General features: G+C 63.3%; 23 protein-coding genes. 12 read left to right on the top strand and 11 right to left on the bottom strand.

The genetic code is table 11. From position 1 onward, the window contains the following. Window positions 1–101: 101 nt before the first annotated feature. Window positions 102–1640 carry a hypothetical protein gene (locus tag O9Z70_RS01415; RefSeq protein ID WP_286020726.1) on the bottom strand — a complete coding sequence of 513 codons (1539 nt, stop codon included), beginning with the start codon at window positions 1638–1640 and terminating at the stop codon, window positions 102–104. Between the two features lie 216 nt (window positions 1641–1856). Here O9Z70_RS01415 and O9Z70_RS01410 point away from each other — a divergent pair, with 216 nt between their 5' ends. Then, on the top strand, window positions 1857–2315 hold the full coding sequence (locus tag O9Z70_RS01410; protein ID WP_286020725.1) for a hypothetical protein: 459 nt from the start codon (window positions 1857–1859) through the stop codon (window positions 2313–2315). Window positions 2316–2330: 15 nt separating this feature from the next. Here the strand turns inward: O9Z70_RS01410 and O9Z70_RS01405 are convergent, their stop codons facing one another. Further along, complete coding sequence (locus O9Z70_RS01405; RefSeq protein WP_286020724.1) at window positions 2331–2540, bottom strand: tautomerase family protein; 210 nt, start codon at window positions 2538–2540, stop codon at window positions 2331–2333. 10 nt (window positions 2541–2550) lie between these two features. After that, a complete protein-coding gene (locus tag O9Z70_RS01400) occupies window positions 2551–3258 on the bottom strand; it encodes a GntR family transcriptional regulator (protein WP_286020723.1) in 708 nt (235 codons plus the stop codon). A gap of 269 nt (window positions 3259–3527) precedes the next feature. On the opposite strand from O9Z70_RS01400, the gene O9Z70_RS01395 reads away from it, so the two are divergent. From O9Z70_RS01395 to O9Z70_RS01345, 11 genes are all read left to right on the top strand, one after another. Beyond that, window positions 3528–4541, top strand: coding sequence for an ABC transporter substrate-binding protein (locus O9Z70_RS01395; RefSeq protein WP_286020722.1), 1014 nt, complete (start codon window positions 3528–3530; stop codon window positions 4539–4541). 16 nt (window positions 4542–4557) lie between these two features. Then, window positions 4558–6027: a sugar ABC transporter ATP-binding protein gene (locus tag O9Z70_RS01390; RefSeq protein ID WP_286020721.1), complete on the top strand. Its 1470-nt coding sequence runs from the start codon at window positions 4558–4560 to the stop codon at window positions 6025–6027. Continuing rightward, window positions 6024–7019, top strand: a complete 996-nt coding sequence (locus O9Z70_RS01385) for an ABC transporter permease (RefSeq protein WP_286020720.1) — start codon at window positions 6024–6026, stop codon at window positions 7017–7019. Before O9Z70_RS01390 ends, O9Z70_RS01385 begins: the two co-directional genes overlap by 4 nt. Further along, the gene (locus tag O9Z70_RS01380; protein WP_286020719.1) at window positions 7016–7981 is read left to right on the top strand and encodes an ABC transporter permease; all 966 of its coding nucleotides are present in this window, start codon (window positions 7016–7018) and stop codon (window positions 7979–7981) included. Before O9Z70_RS01385 ends, O9Z70_RS01380 begins: the two co-directional genes overlap by 4 nt. A gap of 46 nt (window positions 7982–8027) precedes the next feature. After that, window positions 8028–8942: an SMP-30/gluconolactonase/LRE family protein gene (locus O9Z70_RS01375; protein ID WP_286020718.1), complete on the top strand. Its 915-nt coding sequence runs from the start codon at window positions 8028–8030 to the stop codon at window positions 8940–8942. Between the two features lie 279 nt (window positions 8943–9221). Beyond that, window positions 9222–9917, top strand: coding sequence for a GntR family transcriptional regulator (locus O9Z70_RS01370; protein WP_286020717.1), 696 nt, complete (start codon window positions 9222–9224; stop codon window positions 9915–9917). Window positions 9918–9956: 39 nt separating this feature from the next. Further along, complete coding sequence (locus O9Z70_RS01365; protein WP_286020716.1) at window positions 9957–10901, top strand: Bug family tripartite tricarboxylate transporter substrate binding protein; 945 nt, start codon at window positions 9957–9959, stop codon at window positions 10899–10901. Window positions 10902–10905: 4 nt separating this feature from the next. Beyond that, on the top strand, window positions 10906–11439 hold the full coding sequence (locus O9Z70_RS01360; RefSeq protein WP_286020715.1) for a tripartite tricarboxylate transporter TctB family protein: 534 nt from the start codon (window positions 10906–10908) through the stop codon (window positions 11437–11439). Beyond that, window positions 11436–12932, top strand: coding sequence for a tripartite tricarboxylate transporter permease (locus tag O9Z70_RS01355; RefSeq protein WP_286020714.1), 1497 nt, complete (start codon window positions 11436–11438; stop codon window positions 12930–12932). Before O9Z70_RS01360 ends, O9Z70_RS01355 begins: the two co-directional genes overlap by 4 nt. 20 nt (window positions 12933–12952) lie before the next feature. Next, window positions 12953–13834 (top strand): dihydrodipicolinate synthase family protein, encoded by an 882-nt coding sequence (locus O9Z70_RS01350; RefSeq protein WP_286020713.1) that lies wholly within the window; start codon window positions 12953–12955, stop codon window positions 13832–13834. Between the two features lie 98 nt (window positions 13835–13932). Continuing rightward, window positions 13933–14838, top strand: coding sequence for a PfkB family carbohydrate kinase (locus O9Z70_RS01345; protein WP_286020712.1), 906 nt, complete (start codon window positions 13933–13935; stop codon window positions 14836–14838). Window positions 14839–14845: 7 nt separating this feature from the next. On the opposite strand, the gene O9Z70_RS01340 is transcribed toward O9Z70_RS01345, so the two are convergent. The 8 genes from O9Z70_RS01340 to O9Z70_RS01305 all read right to left on the bottom strand — a co-directional run bounded on the left by O9Z70_RS01340 (window position 14846) and on the right by O9Z70_RS01305 (window position 23771). After that, window positions 14846–15541, bottom strand: a complete 696-nt coding sequence (locus O9Z70_RS01340) for an ABC transporter permease (protein WP_286022055.1) — start codon at window positions 15539–15541, stop codon at window positions 14846–14848. Between the two features lie 41 nt (window positions 15542–15582). Continuing rightward, window positions 15583–16515 carry an ABC transporter ATP-binding protein gene (locus O9Z70_RS01335; protein WP_286020711.1) on the bottom strand — a complete coding sequence of 311 codons (933 nt, stop codon included), beginning with the start codon at window positions 16513–16515 and terminating at the stop codon, window positions 15583–15585. Beyond that, the gene (locus tag O9Z70_RS01330; protein WP_286020710.1) at window positions 16512–17702 is read right to left on the bottom strand and encodes an ABC transporter permease; all 1191 of its coding nucleotides are present in this window, start codon (window positions 17700–17702) and stop codon (window positions 16512–16514) included. The genes O9Z70_RS01335 and O9Z70_RS01330 overlap by 4 nt, the downstream gene beginning before the upstream one ends. 82 nt (window positions 17703–17784) lie before the next feature. Continuing rightward, window positions 17785–18696 carry a glycine betaine ABC transporter substrate-binding protein OsmF gene (gene osmF, locus O9Z70_RS01325; protein WP_286020709.1) on the bottom strand — a complete coding sequence of 304 codons (912 nt, stop codon included), beginning with the start codon at window positions 18694–18696 and terminating at the stop codon, window positions 17785–17787. A 164-nt stretch (window positions 18697–18860) separates the two neighbouring features. Continuing rightward, window positions 18861–20243: an ADP-ribosylglycohydrolase family protein gene (locus O9Z70_RS01320; protein ID WP_286020708.1), complete on the bottom strand. Its 1383-nt coding sequence runs from the start codon at window positions 20241–20243 to the stop codon at window positions 18861–18863. A gap of 17 nt (window positions 20244–20260) precedes the next feature. Next, window positions 20261–21181 (bottom strand): ABC transporter permease, encoded by a 921-nt coding sequence (locus tag O9Z70_RS01315; RefSeq protein WP_502870211.1) that lies wholly within the window; start codon window positions 21179–21181, stop codon window positions 20261–20263. Then, window positions 21181–22245, bottom strand: coding sequence for an ABC transporter permease (locus tag O9Z70_RS01310; RefSeq protein WP_286022054.1), 1065 nt, complete (start codon window positions 22243–22245; stop codon window positions 21181–21183). The genes O9Z70_RS01315 and O9Z70_RS01310 overlap by 1 nt, the downstream gene beginning before the upstream one ends. Beyond that, window positions 22245–23771, bottom strand: a complete 1527-nt coding sequence (locus O9Z70_RS01305; RefSeq protein ID WP_286020706.1) for an ABC transporter ATP-binding protein — start codon at window positions 23769–23771, stop codon at window positions 22245–22247. Before O9Z70_RS01305 ends, O9Z70_RS01310 begins: the two co-directional genes overlap by 1 nt. Window positions 23772–23779 lie beyond the last annotated feature (8 nt).

The raw sequence follows: 23779 nt of genomic DNA, 5'->3' as shown, positions 1-23779 counted from the left end.
ACGTTCCTGCGGATCCGCCCATGATTGGGGCCAAAGGCTGGAACGGACTTGCGCATCGTCATTTCGGTCGTTGCGGCGTCGGCGGCGAAACTTTCGGTAAATCAGGCCGCTGCCGGCTGTGGCCGCGTCGAAAAGCGGACGAAGGCCACCAATAATCCGGCGACCAGACCGACGAAGGCTGCCATGCCCAATGTTAGCACCAGAGTGCGGATGGACATCTGGTCGGCGGTACCGACCTGGTTGAGGGTGGGAAGCGGCTGGAACAATTCCTTGTCGAAATTGATCCGTTCCAAATTGACCTGATTCAATATCGATCCCATCGCCAGCCATTGCTGGTTGAGCCCCTCCGCCAGCCGAGTTGCCTCCTCCTGGAAGATAATTTCGAGTTCCTCGGCATTGGGAATGGCCCGGTCGTCAACGATCAGCGCCAGGCGCTGGGCGATCTTCTGCCGCTCGGAGGTCAGGGCGATGGCCTCGCGCTCATAATTGAGCTTGTTCTGGATGAGGGTTTCGCGGAAATCGATGCCGGCATTTTCCACCGACATGCCGATCAGCCTATCGACGAGTTCCGGACCGAATTGCTGCACGATGGTGCTGGGAACCTGCGGCTCGGTAGAGCCGGCGCTCGGCGCCGCGGCGGCTGTCATCCCCGTCGCTGTTTGCAGCGCCTGATCGAGAATTTGCGCATTGTCCTTGGCGAGGCGAACCCGGCGATCGAGTTCGTCCAGCTTGTAGCGATAGGTCGCGCCGGTCAGTTCCGGCGATTTGTTGAGGCCCAGTTCGGTAAGAGGCGCAAGCACCTGCTCGAGCGAGAAGCGCTCCATACGCTGGATTTCGCGTTCGATATCGGAAATCGTCCGCGCGCCATCGCCATCCATAAGGGTCTGCGCGCCGGATATCGCCTGCAATTGCCTAATCCGCTCGCGCACCGTGACAAACGCCATTTCCAGGACGTCATAGGCGGCCGGATAATCGAGAGCATTCAGGAATTCAGGACTCACGATAAGGCTGGAAGACTGATCGAATGGCAGGTCGAGCACGCCAAGCTGGTTGATATAGATATCGGCCCAGCTATTGGGGATGGCGGAAACGACGGCCAAGCCAACATTTTTAGGAACTTCGCTTCCGACCACATTGAAATTGACCGTGGCCCCGCTCGACAGGGTGGAAGTCAGCGTCGAGCCGAATTCGGCCTCGATCTGCCGCCGCTCCTCAAAGGTCAGCGACGTGTCCGCCAGGCGGGCCCGATAGCGGCCGACCACGCCCTCATAAATGGCCGAAGACGGCGTAACGCTGACGGCGGTGGCGAATTCCCGGTAGCTCAGACCGAAATCGGCAATGCCCAGATCATCATAGACCCGATTGAGCACCACCGGCGAACGCAAGTCATTGGGCGAGAAACTGGTGCCATTGGGATATCTGGCCTCCGATTGTCCGCCGATCTTGAAGGCGATCTCCTGACTATAGGTGGTCGCATCCACCCGCAGGAAATGCAGCAGGATCAGGAGCGCTCCGGCGATGGCCATGGCGATCACCATGCCCCCTATCGCCCAGGCCCGCGACTGCCATAAGGACCGGAACAGATCGCCTAAACTCACCTCGTCGGCATATTGCGCCTCTTGACCTGTATTGGAATTCATATCCAGCAATGCCCCCATGTCTGCTGCATTTCTCGAAGCGCCTTTCGGGTGAATTGTCAAACAATTTTATTGTCGTTTGAAGACATATACTGTTCAGATCGTCAGCAGCGCTGGAATATATGCTGCATTTCCGGCCATCGCCCAGAAGGGATTGGGCACACTTGCACCGAGTTCGAACATCATGCCTAATGAGCGAAATAGAGCGAGGATGACGCCGTGCTCAGAGGACTGGCCGCATTTGCAATCTGTCTGACGCTATACGGCTGTTCGCTGCAAAATAGTGGACCTTCGAACCTGCAATTCGAGCGGACCGCCATTCCCTTTCCGGATAATTATCAAAGCGAGGCGGCCTGGGCCGTGCAGCGCCGGGGCGGCGATCCCGGCATCGCCATGGTGTCCCGCCCCCAGCCGATGATCGGGCGGTCGGCCTTCGGACCGCAGCGCTGGTTTTCGTGCATCAGCGGCGTGGCCCCACGGCAGGCCGAGCGGGACCGCCTGCCTCGCCTCGCGGACATGCTCGATCCCGAGGCGCATCGCGGCGCCGGCCCCCGCCCGCATTATCTTCTGCTGATCTTTCACGGCGCCGCGCGTCCCGATCTCAAGGACGGCTTCGACATCCCGCTCTGCCGCGCGCTGACCTATGAACCCATCGGCGCCGAGGCACCGATGATTTGAGCATAAAGGCCAGCGCTAGTCGGAATTTCGCCTTGTATGGACGCTTTTGGATCCGACAAACCAGTCACGTGCGGCAACTTCCTCGAATACCACCCACACATCGTCCGCAGCCAAGCCCGTGGCCTCGGTGATGGCGTCGGTCACCTTGCCGGCGATCTCGGCTTTCTTGCCCTCCGGATCGCTGGCGATGACTTCCCTGACCAGCCGGATATTGATGAATGGCATAATGCTCCTCCTAAGCCGTTATGGCGCTGTGCGGGGTGGACGGGGGTTGCGCCATCCATGCAAGGACGAAATCGCGTGACCGCTCGATGTGGCGCCGCATCGCCTCCTCGGCGGCGTCGGGGTTCCCCGCGCCGATAGCGTCGCAGATGGCGGTGTGCTCGCGAATGACGATGTCGGCGTCCACCACCCCGCGGCTGCGGTAAAACGGGCCGATGCGGTGATTGGCCTGCAAGTGCATCAGCGCCGTCGTGATGAAAACATTGCCGCAGGCGGTGGCAATGGTGCGATGAAACAGAGCGTCGGCATCAACGAAGTTCACAAAGAGCTGGCTGAGCGTGCCCCGCCCGGCGGAATTCATGCGCTTGATGGATTGCTTGAGATCGGCAATCGTCTGCTCGGAACGGTTTTGCGCCGCCAGCGCCGCCGCCGCCGGCTCGAGAAGCAGGCGCGTGTGATAGAGATGGGCGTAGTCTCCCAGGGACATGGCAGGCGCGGCGGCGTAACGTCCATTGCGGAGCCTGACGACCAGCCGATCCCCCTCGAGCCGCGCCAGCGCCTCGCGGATAGGGGTCTGCGAGACGCCAAGGGTGACGGCGATCGTATCGATGCCGACAACCGCCCCAGCTTCGACGAAGCCATCCAGCAGCAAGCCCCGGATGTGGTGATAGGCCTGCTCGGCCAAGCTGGTTTTGTCCAAAGTCTTGATGGCGTTCAGCATGCCCTCCTATCGGCCCTTTGCCCTTCGATCCGAGCGCGAATCTCTATTTCCACGATGCTGGATAGCCCGGCCGGCAGCGTCCGCACAGCACCATAATGCGCCTTGCCATTCAATATCCTATATACTACGAAATTGATCGCACAAGCGTAACGCGCACAGGCCCGACGTGAGTCGTGTCGCCCTTCGAGAAGCAGGCAAACTGCTCAGGTTGACCTTGTGTGCTGATGAATGGTTCAAAAGCGGCCGCATGGCGGCGAGGAGGAACTTAAGTGAAGCAATCTCTTATTCTAGTGGGCGCCATATTGGTCTCGACGAGCCTGACCGGCGTCGCCTATGCCGAAACCTCGGGCATGCGCATTGCGCTTTCGAACAATTACGCCGGCAATTCATGGCGCCAGGCAATGCTTGAAAGCTGGGAGAAGGTAACCAGCCAGGCGGTTGCCGACGGCATCGTTGCCGCGGTGGACACCTTCACCACCGCCGACCAGGAAGTGCCCACCCAGGCAGCCCAGGTCCAGAACCTCATCCTGCAGGGCTATGACGCCATAGTCATCAACGCCGCCTCGCCCGATGCGCTGAATGGCGCGGTCAAGGCTGCATGCGACGCCGGAATCGTCGTGGTTTCCTTCGATGGCGTGGTCTCCGAGCCTTGCGCATGGCGGGTGGCTGTGGACTACCGCCAGCTTGGCCAGCAGCAATTGGATTATCTCGCCGGCCGCCTGCCCGATGGCGGCAATCTCCTGGAAATCCGGGGCCTTGCCGGCACCTCCATCGACAATCTCATTCACGAGGGAATTGCCGACGGGGTCAAGACCCATCCCAATTTCACCATCGTGGGCGAGGCCACGGGCGACTGGGATCAGGCGACGGCGCAGCGGGCGGTCTCCACCGTGCTGCCATCGCTGCCCGAAGTCGATGCGATCGTCACGCAAGGCGGCGACGGCTATGGCGCTGCCCAGGCATTCCGCGCCGCAGGCCGGGACGTCCCGATCATCATCATGGGCAACCGCCAGGACGAGCTGGCCTGGTGGCAGGAGCAGCGCGACGCCAATGGCTATGAGACCTGGTCGGGCACCATCGCGCCGGGCGTCTCGACGCTGGCCTTCTGGGTTGCCCAGCAAATTCTCGACGGCAAGGAAATCCCCAAGGACGTCATCGTTCCCTACCTGACGGTGACCCAGGAGACCCTTGACGAGGCCGTGGCCAATACGCCGGTCGGCGGCGTTGCCAATAAGGAGTACTCGCAAGAGGAAGCCATTCAGGCGATCGAAGACAACCTCTAGGTTACAGCGAGGGCACATGACCGCGCCAAACGAAACGGCAATCGAGCTGTCGGGGGTTTCCCGCTCCTTTGGCGCGGTGCGCGCCCTCTCCGATGTCAACTTGTCGATCGAAGAGGGGAAGTGTCTTGGACTTGTCGGCCACAACGGGGCCGGCAAGTCGACCCTGATGCATGTGCTGGCCGGAACCCTGCGACCCGATGCGGGAAGCATCACGGCAGGCGGCGAACAGCACGACCGCATTTCAGTTCACCTGGCCCAGAAACTGGGACTGCGTTGCGTCTTTCAGGAATTGTCCTTGTGCCCGAACCTGACCGTTGCCGAGAATACGCGTATTCTTCATCCCTCGATCAAGGGCCTGGGCTGGCGCAAAAAAGCAGGCCGGCTGATCAGCGCCATGCTCGACCGCATTTTCCCCGGACATGACATCACGCCGGGAACGGTTGTGTCCGATCTGTCGATCGGGCGGCGCCAAATGGTCGAGATTGCCCGCGCCTTCACCGTCAGCGAGGGCGTGTTGCGGCTTGTTATCCTTGACGAGCCGACCTCATCCCTGGATGCCACCACTGCGCGCCAATTGCTGGAATTCGTGCGCCGGGAAGTCCAGAACGGCGTTTCCTGCATCTTGATCTCGCATCTGCTCGGCGAAATCCTCGATTATTCCGACCAGATTGCCGTGATGAAAAATGGCCAGCTGGTCGCTGCCGGTCCTGTCGACCAATTCACCCGCGAGAGCCTGGTCGACCTGATGAGCGGCGGGGAGCGTCCCAGCCGGGTGGCCCGGGAACATTCGGAGCGCGCCTTGGCGGATGCGCCAATTGCCGTGAGCGCCCAGGAAACGGGACGGGGCCTGCCCTTCGTGGCCCGGAAGGGCGAAGTGATCGGGCTCGCCGGACTTTCGGGTCACGGCCAGACCGAGTTCCTCGTGCGGGTTTTCGACGCGGCGGGCTCTCGCGGTCGGGACGTGTCGGTGGACGGCAATGTGTCGTTCGTCGCCGGCGACCGCCAGGCCGACGGCGTTTTCCCGCTCTGGTCGATCGCCGACAATATAGCGGTGGCATCGCTGCCGGCCCTGCGCAGCGGCTTGCTCCTGTCGGCTGGCAAGGAACGGGACCTCTCGGGGCGCTGGGGGCGCATTATGGGCATCAAGGCTCCCTCGCTGAGCGATGAGATCCTGTCCCTGTCGGGCGGTAATCAGCAAAAGGCGCTGTTTGCCCGCGCCCTCTCGACCAGTTCGGCCGTCGTGCTCATGGATGACCCGATGCGCGGCGTTGATATCGGCACCAAGCTGGAAGTCTATGACATCATCGCCGAACAAGCGGCGGCCGGCCGGACCTTTCTCTGGTACACGACCGAATTCGAAGAACTCGAATATTGCGACCGGGTCTATGTGTTCCAGAACGGCCGTATCGTGGGCGAGCTGGCAGGTAATGACATCACCGAGGCCGGGGTGATCGGCTCCTCGTTCAAAGACAAGGATGCTGCATGAGCACGGAACTCGCAATTCAGGGGCGCGGGCAGAATCTGGCGTCTTCGTCCCGCCAGCGCCTGCTGCGCGGGGCTCTGCCCGCCGTGTCGCTGGTGCTCGTCCTGGTGGCCATATGGTACTTCAATCCCAGGGCTATCAGCTATTTCGGCCTCAACCTGATGCTGAATCTGGCTATTCCGGTGGCTCTGGCCACGGTGGCGCAGATGTGCGTCATGGCGACCAACGAGCTCGATCTGTCGGTCGGCGCCTTTGTGGGCTTCGTGGCCTGCGTCACCGCCACCTATATGCCGGAAACGCCGCTGCTGGCGGCGCTGATGCTGGGCGGTGGCGTGCTCGTCTACATGCTGGCGGCAGTGATCATTCACCTGCGCAACGTTCCCTCCATCGTCGTGACCCTGGGGCTGAGTTTTTTCTGGGCCGGTCTGGCCGTGCTGATCCGTCCGACGCCGGGCGGTGTGGCGCCGGGCTTTTTACGGGACCTGATGGGCTTTCAGCCGCCCCTGATCCCGATGCCGGTCTTGCTGGCCATTCTGATCGCCGGCATCGTGCACCTGATCCTGATGCGTTCGTCCTATGGCGCGGTGCTGCGCGGGGTTGGCGGCAATGCCCGCGCGGTCAGCCGGGCCGGCTGGTCTATCCTCAAGGCCAAGGTCGTCATGTTCGCGCTGGCCGGAATTTTCGGCGTTCTGTCCGGCATGACGCTGGTGGGGGTCTCTTCCAGCGCCGACGCCAATATGGCGACGGGCTATACCTTGCTGTCGATCGCCGGCGCGGTGATCGGAGGCGCCGAATTCGTCGGCGGGCGCATTTCGCCCATCGGCGCGGTGATCGGGGCCCTGGTGCTGCAACTCGCGTCTTCGGCGCTGAATTTTTTCCAGGTGCCGTTTCTGCCCGGGGGCCGCATCCCGCAGGAATGGCAGGTCGGGGCGCAGGGCATGTTCCTGATCCTGATCCTCGCGGCGCGCGTGCTCATCAGCAAAGCTGAAAAATGAACGACCGGACCCTTTCCTCTTTCTCCCTGAACTTCCGCAATCTGCCTGTATGGTTGTGGTCCTTCGTGGGCGCCCTGCTGGTCTGGGTGCTCTCGTTCACCATAGCCGGACAGGGCGCCGAAGGCATGCTGGTCGCCGCATTGTCCTTTTCGGTGTTCACCGTCATGGTCGGGCTGGGCCAGATGTTCGTCATCACGCTCGGGCCGGGCAATGTCGATCTGTCCATTCCCGCCACCATCGGCCTGGCCAGCGCCGTGGCCATGAAAGTGATGGATGGCCAGAACGGGCTGATCTTCTGGGGGCTCGTGGCAGCGCTGGCCGCCGGCATTCTGATCGGCGCCTTCAACTATCTGCTGATCCGGCTGCTGCGCATTCCGCCGATCGTAGCGACGCTGTCGTCAAGCTTCATCATCCAGTCCGTCGGCATCAGCTATGGCCGGGGTCTGCAGATCAAGCCGCCGCCGGCTCTTTCCGATTTCACGTTTTCGCGGTTTCTGGGAATCCCGGTCCTGGCGATCGCGGCGATCATGCTGTCGATCCTGGCCGGCGTGGTCTTGCATCGCACCGTCTTCGGGCGAACGGTGCTGGCTACGGGGCAGAACATGCGGGCCGCCCGGTTTGCCGGTCTTTCGGTGGAGCGTACGCGGCTGCTCACCTATGTTCTCTCCGGCGCATTGGCCGCCCTTTGCGGGGCCTTGCTGGCAGGTTTTTCGGGCGGATCGTCGCTGTCCATGGGACGCGAATATCTGTTGACGTCCATCGCGGTCGTGGTGCTGGGCGGCACGTCGGTGGCCGGCGGCAAGGCCAATGTGCCCGGGCTTTGGGGCGGGGCATTGTTCCTGTTCATGGTGTCGACCCTGCTCAATACCGCCGGGTTCGGTTCGGGCTTGCGCGACGTATTTACCGGGATGATCATTGTCGCGGCTATTGCCATAGCGGGCTCGCGGCAGGCGCTGCGCTGACTATACAAGCCAAGGAATTTTCCGATTTATCCGGGAGGAGGACATCATGGCTGCATCGGATTACGAGGTCTTGGACGAGCGGTTCGCCCGCCTGCCCTGCATGACGGCGAATGTCCATAAACTATATGAAAACTGCCATTGGGCCGAGGGACCGGCCTATTTCCCCGCCGGGCGCTATCTGGTTTGGTCCGATGCCCCCAATAACCGCATGTTGCGCTTCGACGAAGCCAGCGAGACCGTCAGCGTCTTTCGGCAGCCAGCCAATAACAGCAATGGCAACACGGTGGACCGGCAGGGGCGCCTGGTCACCTGCGAGCATGGCACCAGGCGGGTTACGCGCACCGAACACGATGGCACGATCACCGTGCTTGCCGACAATTTCGAGGGCAAGCGGCTGAACAGCCCCAATGATGTCGTGGTGAAATCCGATGGCTCGATCTGGTTCACTGACCCGACCTATGGCATCGATTCCGACTATGAGGGCAACAAGGCCGACAGCGAAATTGGCGCCTCGAACGTTTACCGGATCGATGCTCAATCGGGACAGATCAGCGTGGTCTGCGACGATTTCGTGCAACCGAACGGGCTGGCATTCTCACCCGATGAAAGCCTGCTTTACGTGATCGATACCGGTCGCACCCATGGCGCGCACAACCCGGCCCATATGCGCGTGTTCAAGGTCGGCGATAATGGCGCCTTGACCGATGGCCGGGTGTTTGCCGACAGCACTGCCGGGCTCTTCGACGGCTTCCGCCTTGACGTGGACGGACGCATCTGGACTTCGGCGGCCGACGGCGTCCACGTCTATGATCCGGACGGCACGTTGATCGGCAAGGTGCTGATCCCGGAAGTGGTTGCCAATGTCTGCTTCGGCGGCCCCAAGCGGGACCGGCTGTTCATCTGCGCAACCACCAGCCTGTATTCCGTTCGGCTGTTCGTAAACGGCGCCAAGACGTTCTGAGCAGCCGGCACAGCCACATTCCCGCGGGTCTAGTCGGCTGATAACCCGCCATCCTGGGCGCGCGGGAGTTCCATGGCCTGGAACTTGGTGGCGTGGGCATGCGCATAGGCCTTCATCGCCGCGGCAAAGATTTCCTCCCTGCGGTGCATGATGGGCTCCGCCATCAATTGCACGCCTATATGTGTCCGCCATCAGCTTCACGGCCTGATCGGTCGCGCGTCTGCTTGACTCCTGTTCTGTTAACCGTTTACCGTCAACGAAAGTGAGGAGACACGGGAATTGCGGAGCGCTCCGGCGATCATTCAGCGCGAGGCGCTTGGCTCGCAGGTGGCGGCGGCCCTGCGTGAGGCCATTGCCGCGGGAGAATACGTCCATGGCGAGCGGCTGATCGAGGTCGAGCTGGCCGAGCGTTTCGGCGTCAGTCGCGGTCCTATCCGCGATGCCTTCGGCATCCTCCAGGCCGAGGGCTTGGTGGAAAAGCAGCAGCCAGGCGTCATTGTTATCGGCATCGACCATGACAGCATCAACGAGCTTTATTCCCTGCGCGGCGCCATTGAAGGCCTGGCCGTGCGCCTGGCCGTCGGGCGCTATGACGAAGCGCGTTTCGGCACCATTCAGCGGCATGTGGAAACCATGCAGCGCGCCGCCCAGGCCGACGATCCCGCGGGCTTCGCGCAAGCCGACATATCATTTCACAACGAGATTTGCCTGATTTCGGGGCACAAGCGTCTGGCGGATGTCTGGCAGCGCCACGAGGCCATCACGATGACGCTGTTGCGGCTCACCATTTCGCTGGATCAGGACCTGTCCGCCAGCGCGGCCAAGCATCTGGAATTGCTCAACCTCATCAAGGCGGGCGATCCGCAAGCCGCCGAAACCGAACTCGCCAATCACCTCGAAGGGTCCCGTGCCCGCATGGTGAGAGTCTGGGAGCGCGCCCTGGAGCGAAGACGAAGCATTCAGGCGCAAAACTAGTTGCAGCTCGTCGAACCACAACAAAGTAGGGAGAAAGACATGACCCATTATACCTTCTTCACCAAGACCATCGCCCTGGCCGGGCTGCTTGGCGTAGCCTTCACGGCGTCCGCCATGGCCCAGGATGCATTTCCGTCCAAGGACATCACATTCGTGGTGCAGGCAGCCGCGGGCGGCGCTTCGGACCGCACCTCGCGCGCCATCGCCTCCGAACTGGAAAAGGATCTGGGCGTCAGCGTTATCGTTGAAAACCGTCCCGGCGCCTCCGGCACCGTCGCTTTCGCCCATGTGGCCGAGCAGCCTGCCGACGGCTACACCATTGGCTTCGGTCCCGTGGAATTCGCCATCGCCGAGAATATCGGCTACGATTTCGACCGCGCCGACTACACCTATCTCGGCCAGGTGATGAACAGCCCGGTCGTGCTCGCCGTAGCCGCGAACAGCCCCTATGACACGCTGGAGGAATTCATCGAAGCGGCCAAGACCACCGAGCTTTCGGTGTCCAATTCGGGCGCTGCCTCGGCTTTCGCCGCCACCGCCTTCGTCCTGGCGCAAATGACCGGCGCCCAGATCACCCCGGTCCCGTTCGATGGCGGCGCGCCCGCCGTGGCGGCGGCTTTGGGTAATCACGTCGATGCGGTGACCGCAGGCGCCGGTGAAACGGCCACTGCCTTTGCCGATGGCTCGCTCAAGGTCCTGGCTATTTTCGACGAGCAGGAACATCCGCGTTTCCCCGGCGTCAAGACGGCTGCCGAGCAGGGCTATGACCTCTCCTTCGGTGCCTGGGGCGGTGTCTATGGCCCCGCGGGCATTCCCGACGACGCCAAGGCCATTCTCGAGGAATCGATCAAGAAGGCCGCTGCCTCGCAGACCTTCCTCGACGCGGTTACCCCGGCCGGCATCCTGCCGGCCTATAAGAGCGGCGACGAATGGAAGGCCTTTGTCGATGCCGAAGCCGCTCGCTACGCCGAAGTCCTGAAGTAAGCCTATGGCCGAGCTCGACAAGCTCACGTCCGCGTCCGGCGACACCATCGTGTCGCCGGACGCAGCGGTGGCGGAATATGATTTTTCCGCCCCGCCCGCGCGCCGGCTCGAAATCGTCACGGCGCTGGCGGCACTGATCTTTGCAATTGTCGCGCTTGTTCTGTCGCGCAATATCTATCTGCGCATGGGCGCCGGCGGCCTCGATCCGAAATGGTGGCCGACGCTGCTGTCCATTCTGGCGGCCGGTCTCTCCGCTATCATGCTGGGCATGGCCCTGTTCGGCCCGGCCCAGAGCCGCGGCGATCTCGAAAGCGGCCATCCCGATGGTTTGATCCGCATGCTCCAGGCGCTGGCGCTGACGACGCTTTACGCTTTTCTTTGGAGCGCGTTCGGCTACGTCATCCCCACCATCGTCTATCTCTTTGCGCTTCTCTGGGTCTTTGGCCTGCGCAGCTGGAAAGGCCTTGTCGCCTTTCCGCTCATCACCACGGCCTTCATTTACGGCCTTTTCCACTTGCTGCTCAGGGTGCCGCTATGACAGCTCTTCTCGATGGCATGCTGGCGGTCTTCGAACCCACGGTGATCATGTGCCTTGGCGCCGGCGTCGTCGTCGGCATGCTGGTGGGCATGTTCCCCGGCATCACGGCCACCATGGCGGTGGCCCTGGCCAGCAGCTTCACCATGACCCTGGAGCCGGTGCAGGGCCTGGCGGTCCTGCTCACCATCTATGTCGCCGCCAATTTCGGCGACCGCATTCCATCCATCCTCATCAATACCCCCGGCACGCCGGCCTCCATCGCCACGACGTTCGACGGCTATCCCATGGCCAAGAACGGCCAGGCGGGGCTGGCGCTGATCGTGTCGGCGCTGGTTTCAGCGATAGGCATCGTCGCCAGCATGGCGCTTTTCGCCTTCGCCTCGGTGCCGCTGGCGCAATTGGCGCTCAAATTCGGCCCCAGCGAGATGTTCGCCGTGGTCATCCTGGCCATGACCATCATGATCTCGATTTCCTCAAAATCGATCGCCAAGGGTCTGCTGGCCGGCATTATCGGGCTGTTCATCGCCACCGTAGGGCGCGACCCCATCACCGGCGATGCCCGCTTCACCTTCGGAGTGCGCGACCTCAATAGCGGGCTCGATTTCATCGCCGTGATCATCGGCCTGTTCGGCATTGCCGAATTGTTCGACCAGATCCTCACCCACCGCGCCTTCAAGATCAAACCGATCTCGGCGCTGGGCCGCTGGTGGCCGACAAAGAGCGAATATAAGCGCATCGCCAAGCCCACCTTCATTGCCGGCATTGTCGGGCTGGTCGTCGGCATCATTCCCGGTGCCGGCGGCGATATTGCCGGCCTGCTCGGCTGGGATCGCGCCAAGGCCGCCTCCAAAACCAAAGAGAGCTTTGGCAAGGGCAATATCGAGGGGATAGCCGCCTCCGACACCGCCTCCAGCGCCACTCTGGGCGGCTCGCTGACGACGACCATGGCCCTTGGCATTCCGGGAGATTCGGTGATGGCGGTGATGATCGGCTCGATGATCGTCTGGGGCATCCAGCCGGGCCCGAGCCTGTTCGTCAATCAGCCGAGCCTGGTGGTCACCATCACCACCATCATGCTGCTGGCCACGTTCGTCACCCTCGCCATCAATCTGGTGCGCATGCCCATGATGGTGAGGCTGCTCGACATGCCGATCCATTATATCTGGGCAACGGTTCTGGTGTTCTGTCTGGTGGGCACCTATGCCACCACCAACAATATGTTCACCGTGGGCATCATGCTGGCCTTTGGCGTCATCGGCGTCGTGTTCAAGCGCTGCGGCATTCCGGCCAGCCCCATCGTTCTCGGGCTGATCCTGGGCCCCCTGGCCGAATCCAATCTCCGGCGCTCGCTGCTGATCGATGGCCCGGCCGGCCTGGTCAACAAGCCGATTTCCGCTACCCTGCTCACCTTCGCTTTCATCGCCATCATTGTGGCTCTGGCGACGCCGCTTCTCCAGCGGCGCCGCGCCAAAGTCGCTGGCCTCTCCTCCTAACATCCACGAGTATTCCCGCCATGTCTGTACCCAAACCCATTATCCTCACCGCGATCCCGGTCGCTTTCGGAGAGGATGGATCTGTCTCGGCAGAAGGCAATACGGCGATCCTGCGCAAATGCGCCCAGTCCGGCGTCGATGGCGCGTTCGTGCTGGGCACGACCGGCGAATTCCCGTCTCTCAGCGAGGACGAACGCCGCGCCCTTACCCGCCTCAGCCTCGACATGCTCCCCAACAAGCGCGTCGTCGTCCATGTTGGGGCCGCCAGCCTTTACGAGGTCGAGCGCCTGATCGCGCTGGCGCGCGCCGAAGGGGCCAAGGAAGTCGCGGCCATCACCCCCTATTTCCTGCCGTCGACCGATGACGCCCTCAAGCATTTCTATGGGCGCATTTCGGAGATTTCGGATGGTCTGGGCGTTTTCGTCTATATTTTTAAAGATCGAACCGGCGTCGCCGTCTCCCCGCAATTGATGGCCGAACTCGCCAAGCTCCCCAATATTATCGGCGTCAAGATCAGCGGCGAAAGCCTGGAAACAGTGGGCGAATATCGCCAGCTCCTGCCCGATGACTTCCTGGTGCTTACCGGCTCGGACCGCGAAATCGGCCGCCTCGATCAGGTCGGCGCCAATGGCGTCATTTCGGGCATTGCCTCCGTCTATCCCGAGCCCTTCGTCGCCATGGCCGAGGCCGTGGCCGCCGGCGTCACCGACCGCGCCGGCCTGCAGCAGGACGTGAATGCCGTTGTCGATGGCCTTCTCGGCGATATCGAGCGCCTCAAGACCGGCCTGCGTCTGCAAGGCGTCCCGGCCGGCCATGCCCGCATGGCGGTCGGCATGCCCGAAGCCGCCACCATGGCGCTGATCGAAGGGCTCAACGCCCGCTTTGGCCGGCCCGTAAACTAGAGCCTTCTCCGGCAGGACTGGCTATACATGATCCGGCCCGGCGACTGCGCCGGGCCTTTCCTATAAAAGCGGAATTGTTTTCGCTGCGGTTTGTTGCCATGCCCAATCCTCCCCACATCGTCTTTCTCGGCGCCGCCACGATGGACATGATCTTTTCGGTCGACACGCTGCCCACCGGGCCCGGAAAAATCCTGCCCAAGGCGTTGGTTCAAGCCGCGCACGGCATGGCCACAAGCGCCGCCGTCGCCGCAGTGCGGCTGGGTGGGAGGGCCAGCCTCGTCACCCGCATCGGCGCCGATCTCATGGGCGAGCATTTCCTTGCCGAGATCACCGCCGAAGGCGTCGATTGCCGCCATGTCAGGCGCTTCGAAGGCGTGCCGACGCCATTGAGCGCCGTCATCGTCGACAATGAAGGCGAACGGCTCATCCTGCCCTATTACGACAGCGCGCTGGGCAGCGATCCGGACTGGATTCCCGCCGGATTCATCGAGCAGGCCGATGCCATCCAGGTCGATATCCGCTGGCCTGAAGGCGCGATGCGGGCCTTGACGCTGGCGCGGCAGGCGGGGCGCCTTGCCGTGCTCGATGCCGATACCGGCCCCAGCGACACCATCATCGCCCTGGCCGAACGCGCCACCCATGCCGTCTTTTCCGAGCCCGCCGCTTTGCAAGTCTCGGGCGCCGCCTCCATAAAGGAGGCGCTACCGGTTCTGGACCGGCGCTTTGCCGGCTTCGTCGCCGTCACCGGCGGCGCGTCGGGCTGCTTCTGGATGGAAGGCGAGCAGGTGCAGCAGGCCTTGCCGCCGCCGGTCAAGGCCGTCGACACGCTGGCCGCCGGCGACGTGTTTCACGGCGCCTTCACGCTCGCCATCGCCGAGGGCCGCTCCATCCGTGACGCCATCGTCTTCGCCAATGCCGCCGCCGCCATCAAATGCGCCAGTTTGGGCGGCCGGCTCGGCACCCCTGACCGCGCAACCGTCGAAACTCTCCTGGCGGGGCGCTAATTCGGGCTCAATGTGCTCCGATGCGGGCGGCCTGCCAGCGCTCCAGCGCCGCGAATCCGTCATGGATAAGGACCGCCAATGCCCCCACGATCAGTCCGCCCTGCACCACGAAGGCGGTATTGCCCGATTGCAGGCCGGCAATGATGACTTCCCCCAGGGTTCGTGCCGCAACGGTCGAGCCGATGGTCGCGGTGGACAGAGCGATGGTTGTCGAGAGCCGCAAGCCGGAAAGAACCAGCGGCAAGGACAGCGGCAGCTCGATCCGCAGCAAGCGCTGCCAAGGGGTCATGCCCATTCCCTTGGCGGCCTCGGTCACCGCCGGCGGGACGCTGGTGAGGCCGGCCAAGGTATTCTCAAAAATGGGCAAGAGCCCGTAAAGGAAAAGCGCCGCCAGCGTTGGCGTCGTGCCGAAGCCCAGCATCGGCACGCATAATGCCAGGACAGCCACCGGCGGAAAGGTCTGGCCGATATTGGCGACGGCCCGGGAAACCGGAAGAAATTCGGCGCCGAAGGGCCGGGTCACCAGGATGGCAAGGCCGATGGCCAGCACGGCCGAAGCACTGATGGCGACGAGAACGATCAACAGGTGACTGGCCGTGATGACGAGCAGGCTGCCCTGATTGTAAATGGCCGGCTGCCCGTTGCGGGCGAATAGCGCGAAAAATTCCGTGAAGGCGGATGGATTCACCACCAGCCAGATCATGAGCACCAGCACCGCCAGCCTGATGAGCAGTCCTGTTCTCGTCACGGTTTGGCCGCCAGCTGTCCGAGGCCGGCAAGCGTGACGATGCCGACAATGCGCCCGTCCCGCTGTATCGGCGCGGCTTTGCGCCCTGCCCACAAAAGCTCCGAATAGGCGCTGCGAAGGCTCATCCCCGCTTCGAACGGCTCTCCTTCAGCCTCGCCGGGCTCCAGATGATCACCCACCGGCGACAAGGAAAGCAGCCGAAACGCCCGATCGGTGGTGCCCACGAGTTCCCGCACGAAATCGGTGGCGGGATTGGCGATGATCTCGGCCGGCCGCGCATGTTGCAGCAGGCGGCCCTTGTCCATCACGGCGATGCGGTCGCCCAGATGGATGGCCTCGTCCATGTCATGGGTGACGAAGACGATCGTGGTGCCGAATTTCTGCTGGATGGCGAGCAGGTCTTCCTGCGCCTTGCCGCGCGTTATCGGATCGAGGGCGCCGAAAGGTTCGTCCATGAGCAGGATGTTCGGCTTGGCGGCGAGCGCCCTCGCCACCCCGACGCGCTGCCGCTGTCCGCCGGAAAGCTGGTGCGGCATACGGTTGCGATAGCTGGCGGGATCGAGTTGGAAGAGCTCCAGCAACTCATCCACGCGCCGCGCGATAATGGCCTGGTCCCAGCCCAGGAGGCGCGGCACGGTGCCCACATTCTGGGCGATGGTCCAATGGGGGAACAGCCCGTTGCCCTGGATCACATAGCCCATGCGGCGGCGCAATTCATAAGCGGGCACGCTGTTGACATCGTGCCCATCGACGCGAATCTGTCCGCTGGACGGCTGCACCAGCCGGTTGATCATGCGCAGCAGCGTGGTCTTGCCCGATCCCGAGGTGCCGACCAACGTACAGATGGAATGCGGCTCGATGGTGAGACTGACATCGGCGACGGCCCGTGCATCCCGGTAGACTTTCGATACGTTGTCGATCTCGATCATGCCGGCCGCCTCCCCGTAGAAAGCTCGATCAAGCCATCGAGCAGGACGGCGGCCACAAAGGCCAGAGCCACGGTGGGCACCGCCCCCAGCAGCACCAGGTCGATAGCGGTCTGCCCAATGCCCTGAAAGACGAAAACGCCGAAGCCGCCGCCCCCGATCAGGGCGGCAATCGTGGCCAGACCGATATTCTGCACCAGTACGATGCGCATCCCCGCAAGGATCACCGGAAAGCCGAGAGGCAGTTCGACCCAGAAGAGCCTTTGGCTCCAGCTCATGCCCACGCCGCGGGCCGCTTCGACCGTCGCCTCCGGCAGGCCGGTGAGCCCGGTCAGCGTATTGGCGACGATGGGCAAAAGGGCATAGGCGACCAGCGCCACCAATGCGGGGGCCGTGCCAATTCCCGAAATGCCGATGGTTCCCGCGCCCGGCACATTGGCGGCCACCCAGCCCAGAGGCACGATCAGCATGCCGAACAGCGCAATGGAGGGAATGGTCTGGATGACGTTGAGCACATTGAGCGTACCGGCGCGCAATATCGGCATCTTGTAGCAGGCAATGCCGGTCGGTACGCCGATCGCCACGGCCAGCGCTACCGATCCCAGGGCGAGCAGCAGATGGGTGCGCGCCTCATGCCAGAAGCCGGGCGCGCGGCTCCCATATTCCTTGAGGATGGAGAGCTCGTTCCAGACCCCGCTCCAAAACATGGCGACGAGGATTGCCGCCGCCAGCAACACAAAGCCCATACGCGCCCAGGGGCCTGGATTCAGCCTGGACAGCGCATCGGTCAGCATCAGCGCCAGCGCGAAGGCGACGAGCCAAAAGCCCGCCCCGATGGCTATTCGGGCATAATCGCTGTCCGGCGGCGTCAATGCAGTCGCGGCAATGCCGATCGACAGGGCCAGCGCCAGCAGGATAAGGGCGCTCGCCAGCAGCTTGATCGGGACAGAGACCTTGAGCATCGCCACGGCCATCGCCGCCGCCAATAGAGCGAGCAGCCCCGCAGAGGCTGCCGGAGGCAGCGCCTGCCATAACAGCAATCCATCTCCGGGGACGATGCGGTTGGCCTTAAAAACGGCGAAGGGCAGGCACAGCCCGGTCCCGGCCAGCAAGGCGATCATCATTCCAAGCGGATCGAGCCGACGCCATTGGGCGCTGCGATCATCGCCGGCGGCATCTGCAATGGTCATCGGCGCCCCATAATGACATCGGGCCGCAGAAAGCGCCGCGGCTCAGTGCTGCTCGGCAGCATTGCGCGCCGCCCCGGCCACCTTAGTCCAGAAATCCGTTTTGGCTCAGGAAATCGCTGGCCACCGCCGCAGCGGGCTCGCCGCCGACCTGGACACGGCCATTGAGGTCTTGCAGGACCTCCAGGGTAAGGGCTTCGAAAACCGGGCTGAGCAGGTCCTCGATTTGCGGATATTCCAGAAGAACCGCCTCGCGGATGATCGGGGCCGGCTGGTAAACCGGCTGCACGCCCTTGTCGTCATCGAGCACAACCAGGCCCGAGGGCGCGATGCCGCCATCCGTGCCATAGACCATGGCGGCATTGGCGCCATTGGTCTGCTGGGCCGCCGCCGCGATGGTCGCCGCCGTGTCGCCGCCCGACAGCACGATCAACTGATCCGGGGACAGCGAAAATCCATAGACGTCCTGGAATTTAGGCAATGCGGCGGGTGAATTGACGAATTCCGAGGACGCGGCGAGCTTGACCTCGCCGCCGCCGGCGACCCAGGCGCCGAATTGGGAGAACGTGGTCAGCTCATTGGCATCCGCCAGATCGCTGCGCAGCGCCACGGCCCAGGTATTATTGGCCGGTGAAGGCGTCAGCCAGACGATGTCATTGGCTTCGTAGTCGAGGCGGGCGACTTCGTCATAGGCCTGATCCGCATGGTTCCAGATCGGCTCCTCGCCACGATCGAAGAAGAAGGCGCCATTGCCGGTATATTCGGGATAGATGTCGATCTCGCCGGCGATGATCGCCGCGCGCATGATCGGGGTAGCCCCAAGCTGGATGCGGTCTTCCACCGCAATGTCGGCAGCTTCGAGCACTTGCTTGATGACATTGCCAAGCACACCGCCTTCGGTGTCGATCTTGGAGGAAACGACAACCTGCGCGAACGCTGTGCCGGACAACAGGACGAGCGCGGCGAGCGCAGCGGGGAGAGCTATGGCGTGACGCATGACAATTCCTTTGAGACGCAAATCCCTGCCCCGGTTTCGAGCAGGCCAGACCTCAATGCAAAACTTCCACCCTCGCCCAGTGGTTCCAGTCCCATGAAGCGGTCCGGCGTTTTTAGGAGCCGGACCGCGTCATGAATGCGTTGTCAAAGAGTGCAGACCATTGCTTACCGCCGGGTAACCGCCTGGATGGTTTGCGCCAGCAGATCCTCGAAGGCGATTGTGGCCGGGCGGCGCATATAGGTGACGATGTCGCCGGCGATCAGGGGGGCATACCAGCGCTCGGCGATGACGTCGGTGCCCTTGAGAATGCCGATGACGCACAGGATCTGTGCGGCATTGCAGTCCACGTCATGGCCGATGCCGCAGACGATTTCCAGCGTCAGGTCGAAATCGCCATTGCCGAACCAGAGCGCCACGACCTGCGCCGCCGCGTTCGGATAAACGTGAATCCAGTTATATTCGACATATTCGGCATCGCATTTGGCCCAGGCCGACTGCCAGTCCGGCGAGGTCCGGCATGCATTGAGCGCGAATTCCAATACCGCTCCATATTCGGTGCGGGTCGAGAACAAGGCGCAGGTCGATACCAGCAGGTCGCGGGTGTCGGTGGCGGTATAGGCGCGGGCCGCGAGCACCGCGTTGAACACCTCGCCCAGAATGCCATTGCCGGCTGCCGAAATCTGTCCGTCGAGATAGGCGAGGCGAGCGGCTTCGCGGGCGCGGCCCGGCGCCACCATGCCGCAGATCGTGCCACGCATCTGCCCGCCGATCCATTCGTCGAACGGATTGTCGAGCGAGCCGCTCAGCGGGGGGAGAACGCCACGGCGGATATTGGCCAGGGCAATCCCCTCGGCCGACCAGCCCATGGGGATCATGCCGGTCCAGCGCTCGGCAATATCGGTGCTGGTGACCGCATGGCCCTTTTCGCCAAACGCTTCGAGGAAGGCCAATTCGAACGTGATGTCGTCGTTATAGGTATTGGGCTCGCGCACATAATCGCGGATCGGGCCGAACGCTTCGGCAATGTTCTCGGCCGTGTAGCCTTCGAGCGCGGTGCCGGCGGCGGCGCCGACAAACTGGCCCAGCCAGGCGGCGCGGGTCTGGTCCGCGAACTTGTCGCCATGCACGTCGACCGCTTCATCGGCCGGCCAGGCAGTGTCCTTGTCCAACGCATCCCAATCGGCATAACGAAGCGTCTTCTGCGAGGGATGCTCGGGATCGGGCTTGGCATTCTGCATGATCACCCGCAGGCGCATGTCGATCATGTATAGCGTCTCGAAATCGCCGGCCTCGAGCACGGCCAGGCCCTCGGCCAGCAGGTCCTGATATGGCGCCAGCACATAGCCCTTGTTGGCCATCGATTGCAGCGCACCCGCCATCAGGCATTCCGGCGCCGCCGAACCGGGCACATTGCTCTTCCAGAACATGGCCAGATTCATGTCGCCCGCGGCCATGACGGCGCTGGCGTCCCAGGTCTGCTCTTCCGCGGTGCGGACGATCGGCTTGGTGTTGCGCAACAGGTCGCGCGTCAATTCCCAGGCTTTCATGGAATATTCCTTCGGATTTAAGAACGGGTGCGTGTCTTGGCCTGGCGGCGGGCTGCATAAATTGTCAGCACCAATACCGGCACGATGTAGGGGATCATCTGCATCAGCTCATTGGGCAGGCCCATGGTCTGCATGGTGATCGCCGTTGTTTCGGCTATTCCGAGCACGGCGGCGGCGGCGAATGTGCCCCAGGCCGTGCCCATGCCCATCACCTCGGCGGCGATGGCGATGAAGCCGCGCCCGGCCGTCATGTTCTGGGCGAACCAGCTGACATAGCCCATCGACAGATAGGCGCCGGCCGCGCCGCCGAACACGCCGGACAGGGCCAGTGCCTGCAATTGCGTGCGGTTGCGCGAAACGCCCGCCGTGGCGGCCGCTTTATGGTCCGAGCCAACGGCCCGGATATGCAGGCCGAACGGGGTCCGGGCCAGCATGATCGACACCAGCGGCACCGCCAGGATGGCGATATAGGTCAGCATGTGGTGGCCCGACAAAAGCGGCCCCAGCACCGGAATGTCGCGGATGAGGGGAATGTGCAGATTGGGCAAAACCCCGCTCTGCAGCGCGCCGGACATGCCTTTGTCGCCGGTCGCCAGGAACACGCCCAGCGTCGTCGCCGAGGCGGCGGCCAGGTTCAGCGCGATGCCGGTGATGATGAAATTCGTGCCCAGCCCATTGATCGCCAGCGCCATCAGGGCGCCGAGCAGGCCGCCACAGAGCAGCGCCGCGAACAGTCCGATAAAGGGCTGCCCGGTCCAGGCGCTGGCCAGCACGCCGACCAGCGCGCCGGACAGCATGATGCCTTCCATGCCGATATTCAGCACGCCGGCGCGGTCGGAGATCAGGATGCCGATCGCCGCCAGCAGCAATGGAGTCATCACCCGCAGCACGGTGGCGAACAGGGCCGGATCGGACAGATTGTTCCAGAGCACCTCGATCATGCTGCCTGCTCCTGGCCCTTGATGTCGCGAATGAGCCGCAGGAAGGCGGGATGCCGGAAGATGGCGGTGGCGGTGGCCACCAGCATGATGGCGGCGGTGACCAGCCCCACGACTTCGCTCGGCACGTCCAGATTGCGCGCCAGGCTATCGCCGCCGACCTGCAGATAGGCCAGGAACAATGCTGCCGGGATCACCAGAAATGGGTTCTCGCGCGCCAGGATCGCCACGGTGATGCCGGTCCAGCCATGGCCGGGCAAGCTGGTCCAGGTGAAGCGGTTATAGAGCCCCAGCACCTCGATGGCCCCGGCCATGCCGGCGACCAGGCCGCCGATGATCTGCGCCCGCATGACCAGTCCCGAAGCGCTGAGCCCCAGATGCTGCGCCATGCCCGGACCGGCGCCGACAATGCGCACATTAAGTCCCGACCGCGTGGCGTAGAGCCAGATACCGCCCACGAGGCAGGCGATGAAGGCGACGATGACGCCGGTATGCAGCCGCGTGCCCTGCATCAGCCGCTCAAGCGTGAAATCGCTGGGCAGCCGATAGGAGGCCAGCGCCCCCGCATTGGGATCGCGCAGGAAATAATTGAGCACGAAGATGCCCGCATAGAGAAAGGCGAAATTGAGCACCAGCGAATTGACCATTTCGGAGGCGCCGAACCTGACGCGGAGATAGCCCGGCACCACGCAGGCCAGCGAGCCCACCAATGCGCCGATGACGATGGCGGTCGGCGCGGCGATGAACCCGGTCAAGGGCAGCAGCAGCGCTGCCGCGGTGGCGCTGATCCCGCCCACGAAAAAACTGCCTTCGACACCGAGATTGAAACTGCCGGCGCGGAAAATCACCGCCGCCGACAATCCGGTCAGCATGGTCGGCGTCGCCGCCTCGAGGATATTGCCGATATGGCGCATGGAGCCGAAAGGGCCGAGAATGAACAATTGCAGGACCTGCATCGGCTCGGACCGCAGCAGCGCCACCGGCACCAGAACGGCCAGGATCACGATGGAGATGACGATCAGGGTGAGCGCGAATTCGGCCAATCCGGCCAGGATGGAGCGGATCATGCGGCGGTCTCCAGACCCAGCATATAGGGACCGAGCCGGGCCGGCGTCAGGTCGGGACCATTGGGCAGGTCGACGACGATCTTCCCGTTGAACAGCACGATGACGCGATCGGCCAGGCGTAGTAATTCGTCCAGGTCGGCGGTGATCAGCAATATGGCGGCGCCTTGACGGGCCACCGCGTCGATCCGGCCATGCAGGAAGGCCGCCGAGGCGACGTCGATGCCACGGGTCGGCTGGTCGGCAATCAGCAGCTTTGGCGTCCCGTCCAGCTCGCGCGCCGCAATCAGCTTTTGCGCATTGCCGCCCGATAGGGAATCGAGGCGTTCTCCGATGCCGCGCGCCCGCACGGAATAATTCGCGACCATGTCGCGGACCTTCCGGCGAATGCTGCGGCGGCGCAGGAACGGGCCCCATTGTATGCTGGCATCGCCATCCGTGCCGGCAATGGCATTGTCGATCAGCGTCATGGCGGGTGTCCCGCCCTGGGTGAAGCGGTCGGCGGGCAGATAGGCCAATCCGGCCTGGCGCCATGCTGCGGCCGAAGCCTTGGTCATGTCGGTGCCGGCAAAGCTCACGCTGCCGGCGGAGGGGCGCAGAAGCCCGCTCAGCGCCGAAGCAAGCCCGCGCTGGCCACTGCCATCGACGCCTGCAATCCCGACAATCTCGTCGCCTCGGATGGTGAAGCTCAGATCGCTGATCCGGTCCGCCGGGTCGCGGGCATCCGTGGAAAGATTGGCGACCTTGAGCAGCACCGGCGCGTCCGGCGTCATGCGGCGGCGGCGCGGCACGTCCACATCGCGCCCCATCACCATGCGGGTGATTTCTCCATCGCTGATATCGGCCAGCGCGGCGGAGCCCACAACCTGCCCGGCGCGCAGCACGGTCACATTGTCGGCCAATGCGCGGACTTCATGCAGCTTGTGGGAAATGAACAGCACGGTGATGCCGCTATCGCGCAGATCGCGCAGCCGGCGGAACAATTCCTCGATTTCCGGCGGCGACAATACGGCCGTCGGCTCGTCGAGGATCAACATGCGCGTCTGGCGCGACAGGGCCTTGAGGATTTCCACCTTCTGCTGCGCCGCGATCGAGAGGGTCTCGACGCGCGCATCGGGATCGACTGCCAGGTCGTAGCGCTTGCTCAAGGCCACCACCTGCTCGCGCGCCCGAACCCGGTCGGTGAAGATGGCCCGAATGGGCTCGTGGCCTAGAATGATATTCTCGGTGACGGTGAGGATGGGCACCAGCGAGAAATGCTGATGCACCATGCCGATGCCGTGCTTTCCGGCAAAGTCCGGTGCCGCCGCGGCGGCGGCACCGTCGATCATGATCTGTCCGGTGCTCTGGTTTTCCAGGCCAAACAGGATTTTCATCAGCGTGGATTTACCCGCGCCGTTCTCGCCACAAATGGCATGGATCGATCCCTTATCTATATCGAACGTGGCGTCGGTCAGCGCGACGGTGCCGTTCGGATAGGTCTTGCCGACCTGCCGGAAGGCGACGATTGGGGGAGCTTTTTCCATCTGTGGCG

This window comes from Devosia sp. YIM 151766 (assembly GCF_030285925.1).
Classification (GTDB): Bacteria; Pseudomonadota; Alphaproteobacteria; order Rhizobiales; family Devosiaceae; genus Devosia.
This window is presented reverse-complemented; position numbering and strand designations above follow the sequence as displayed.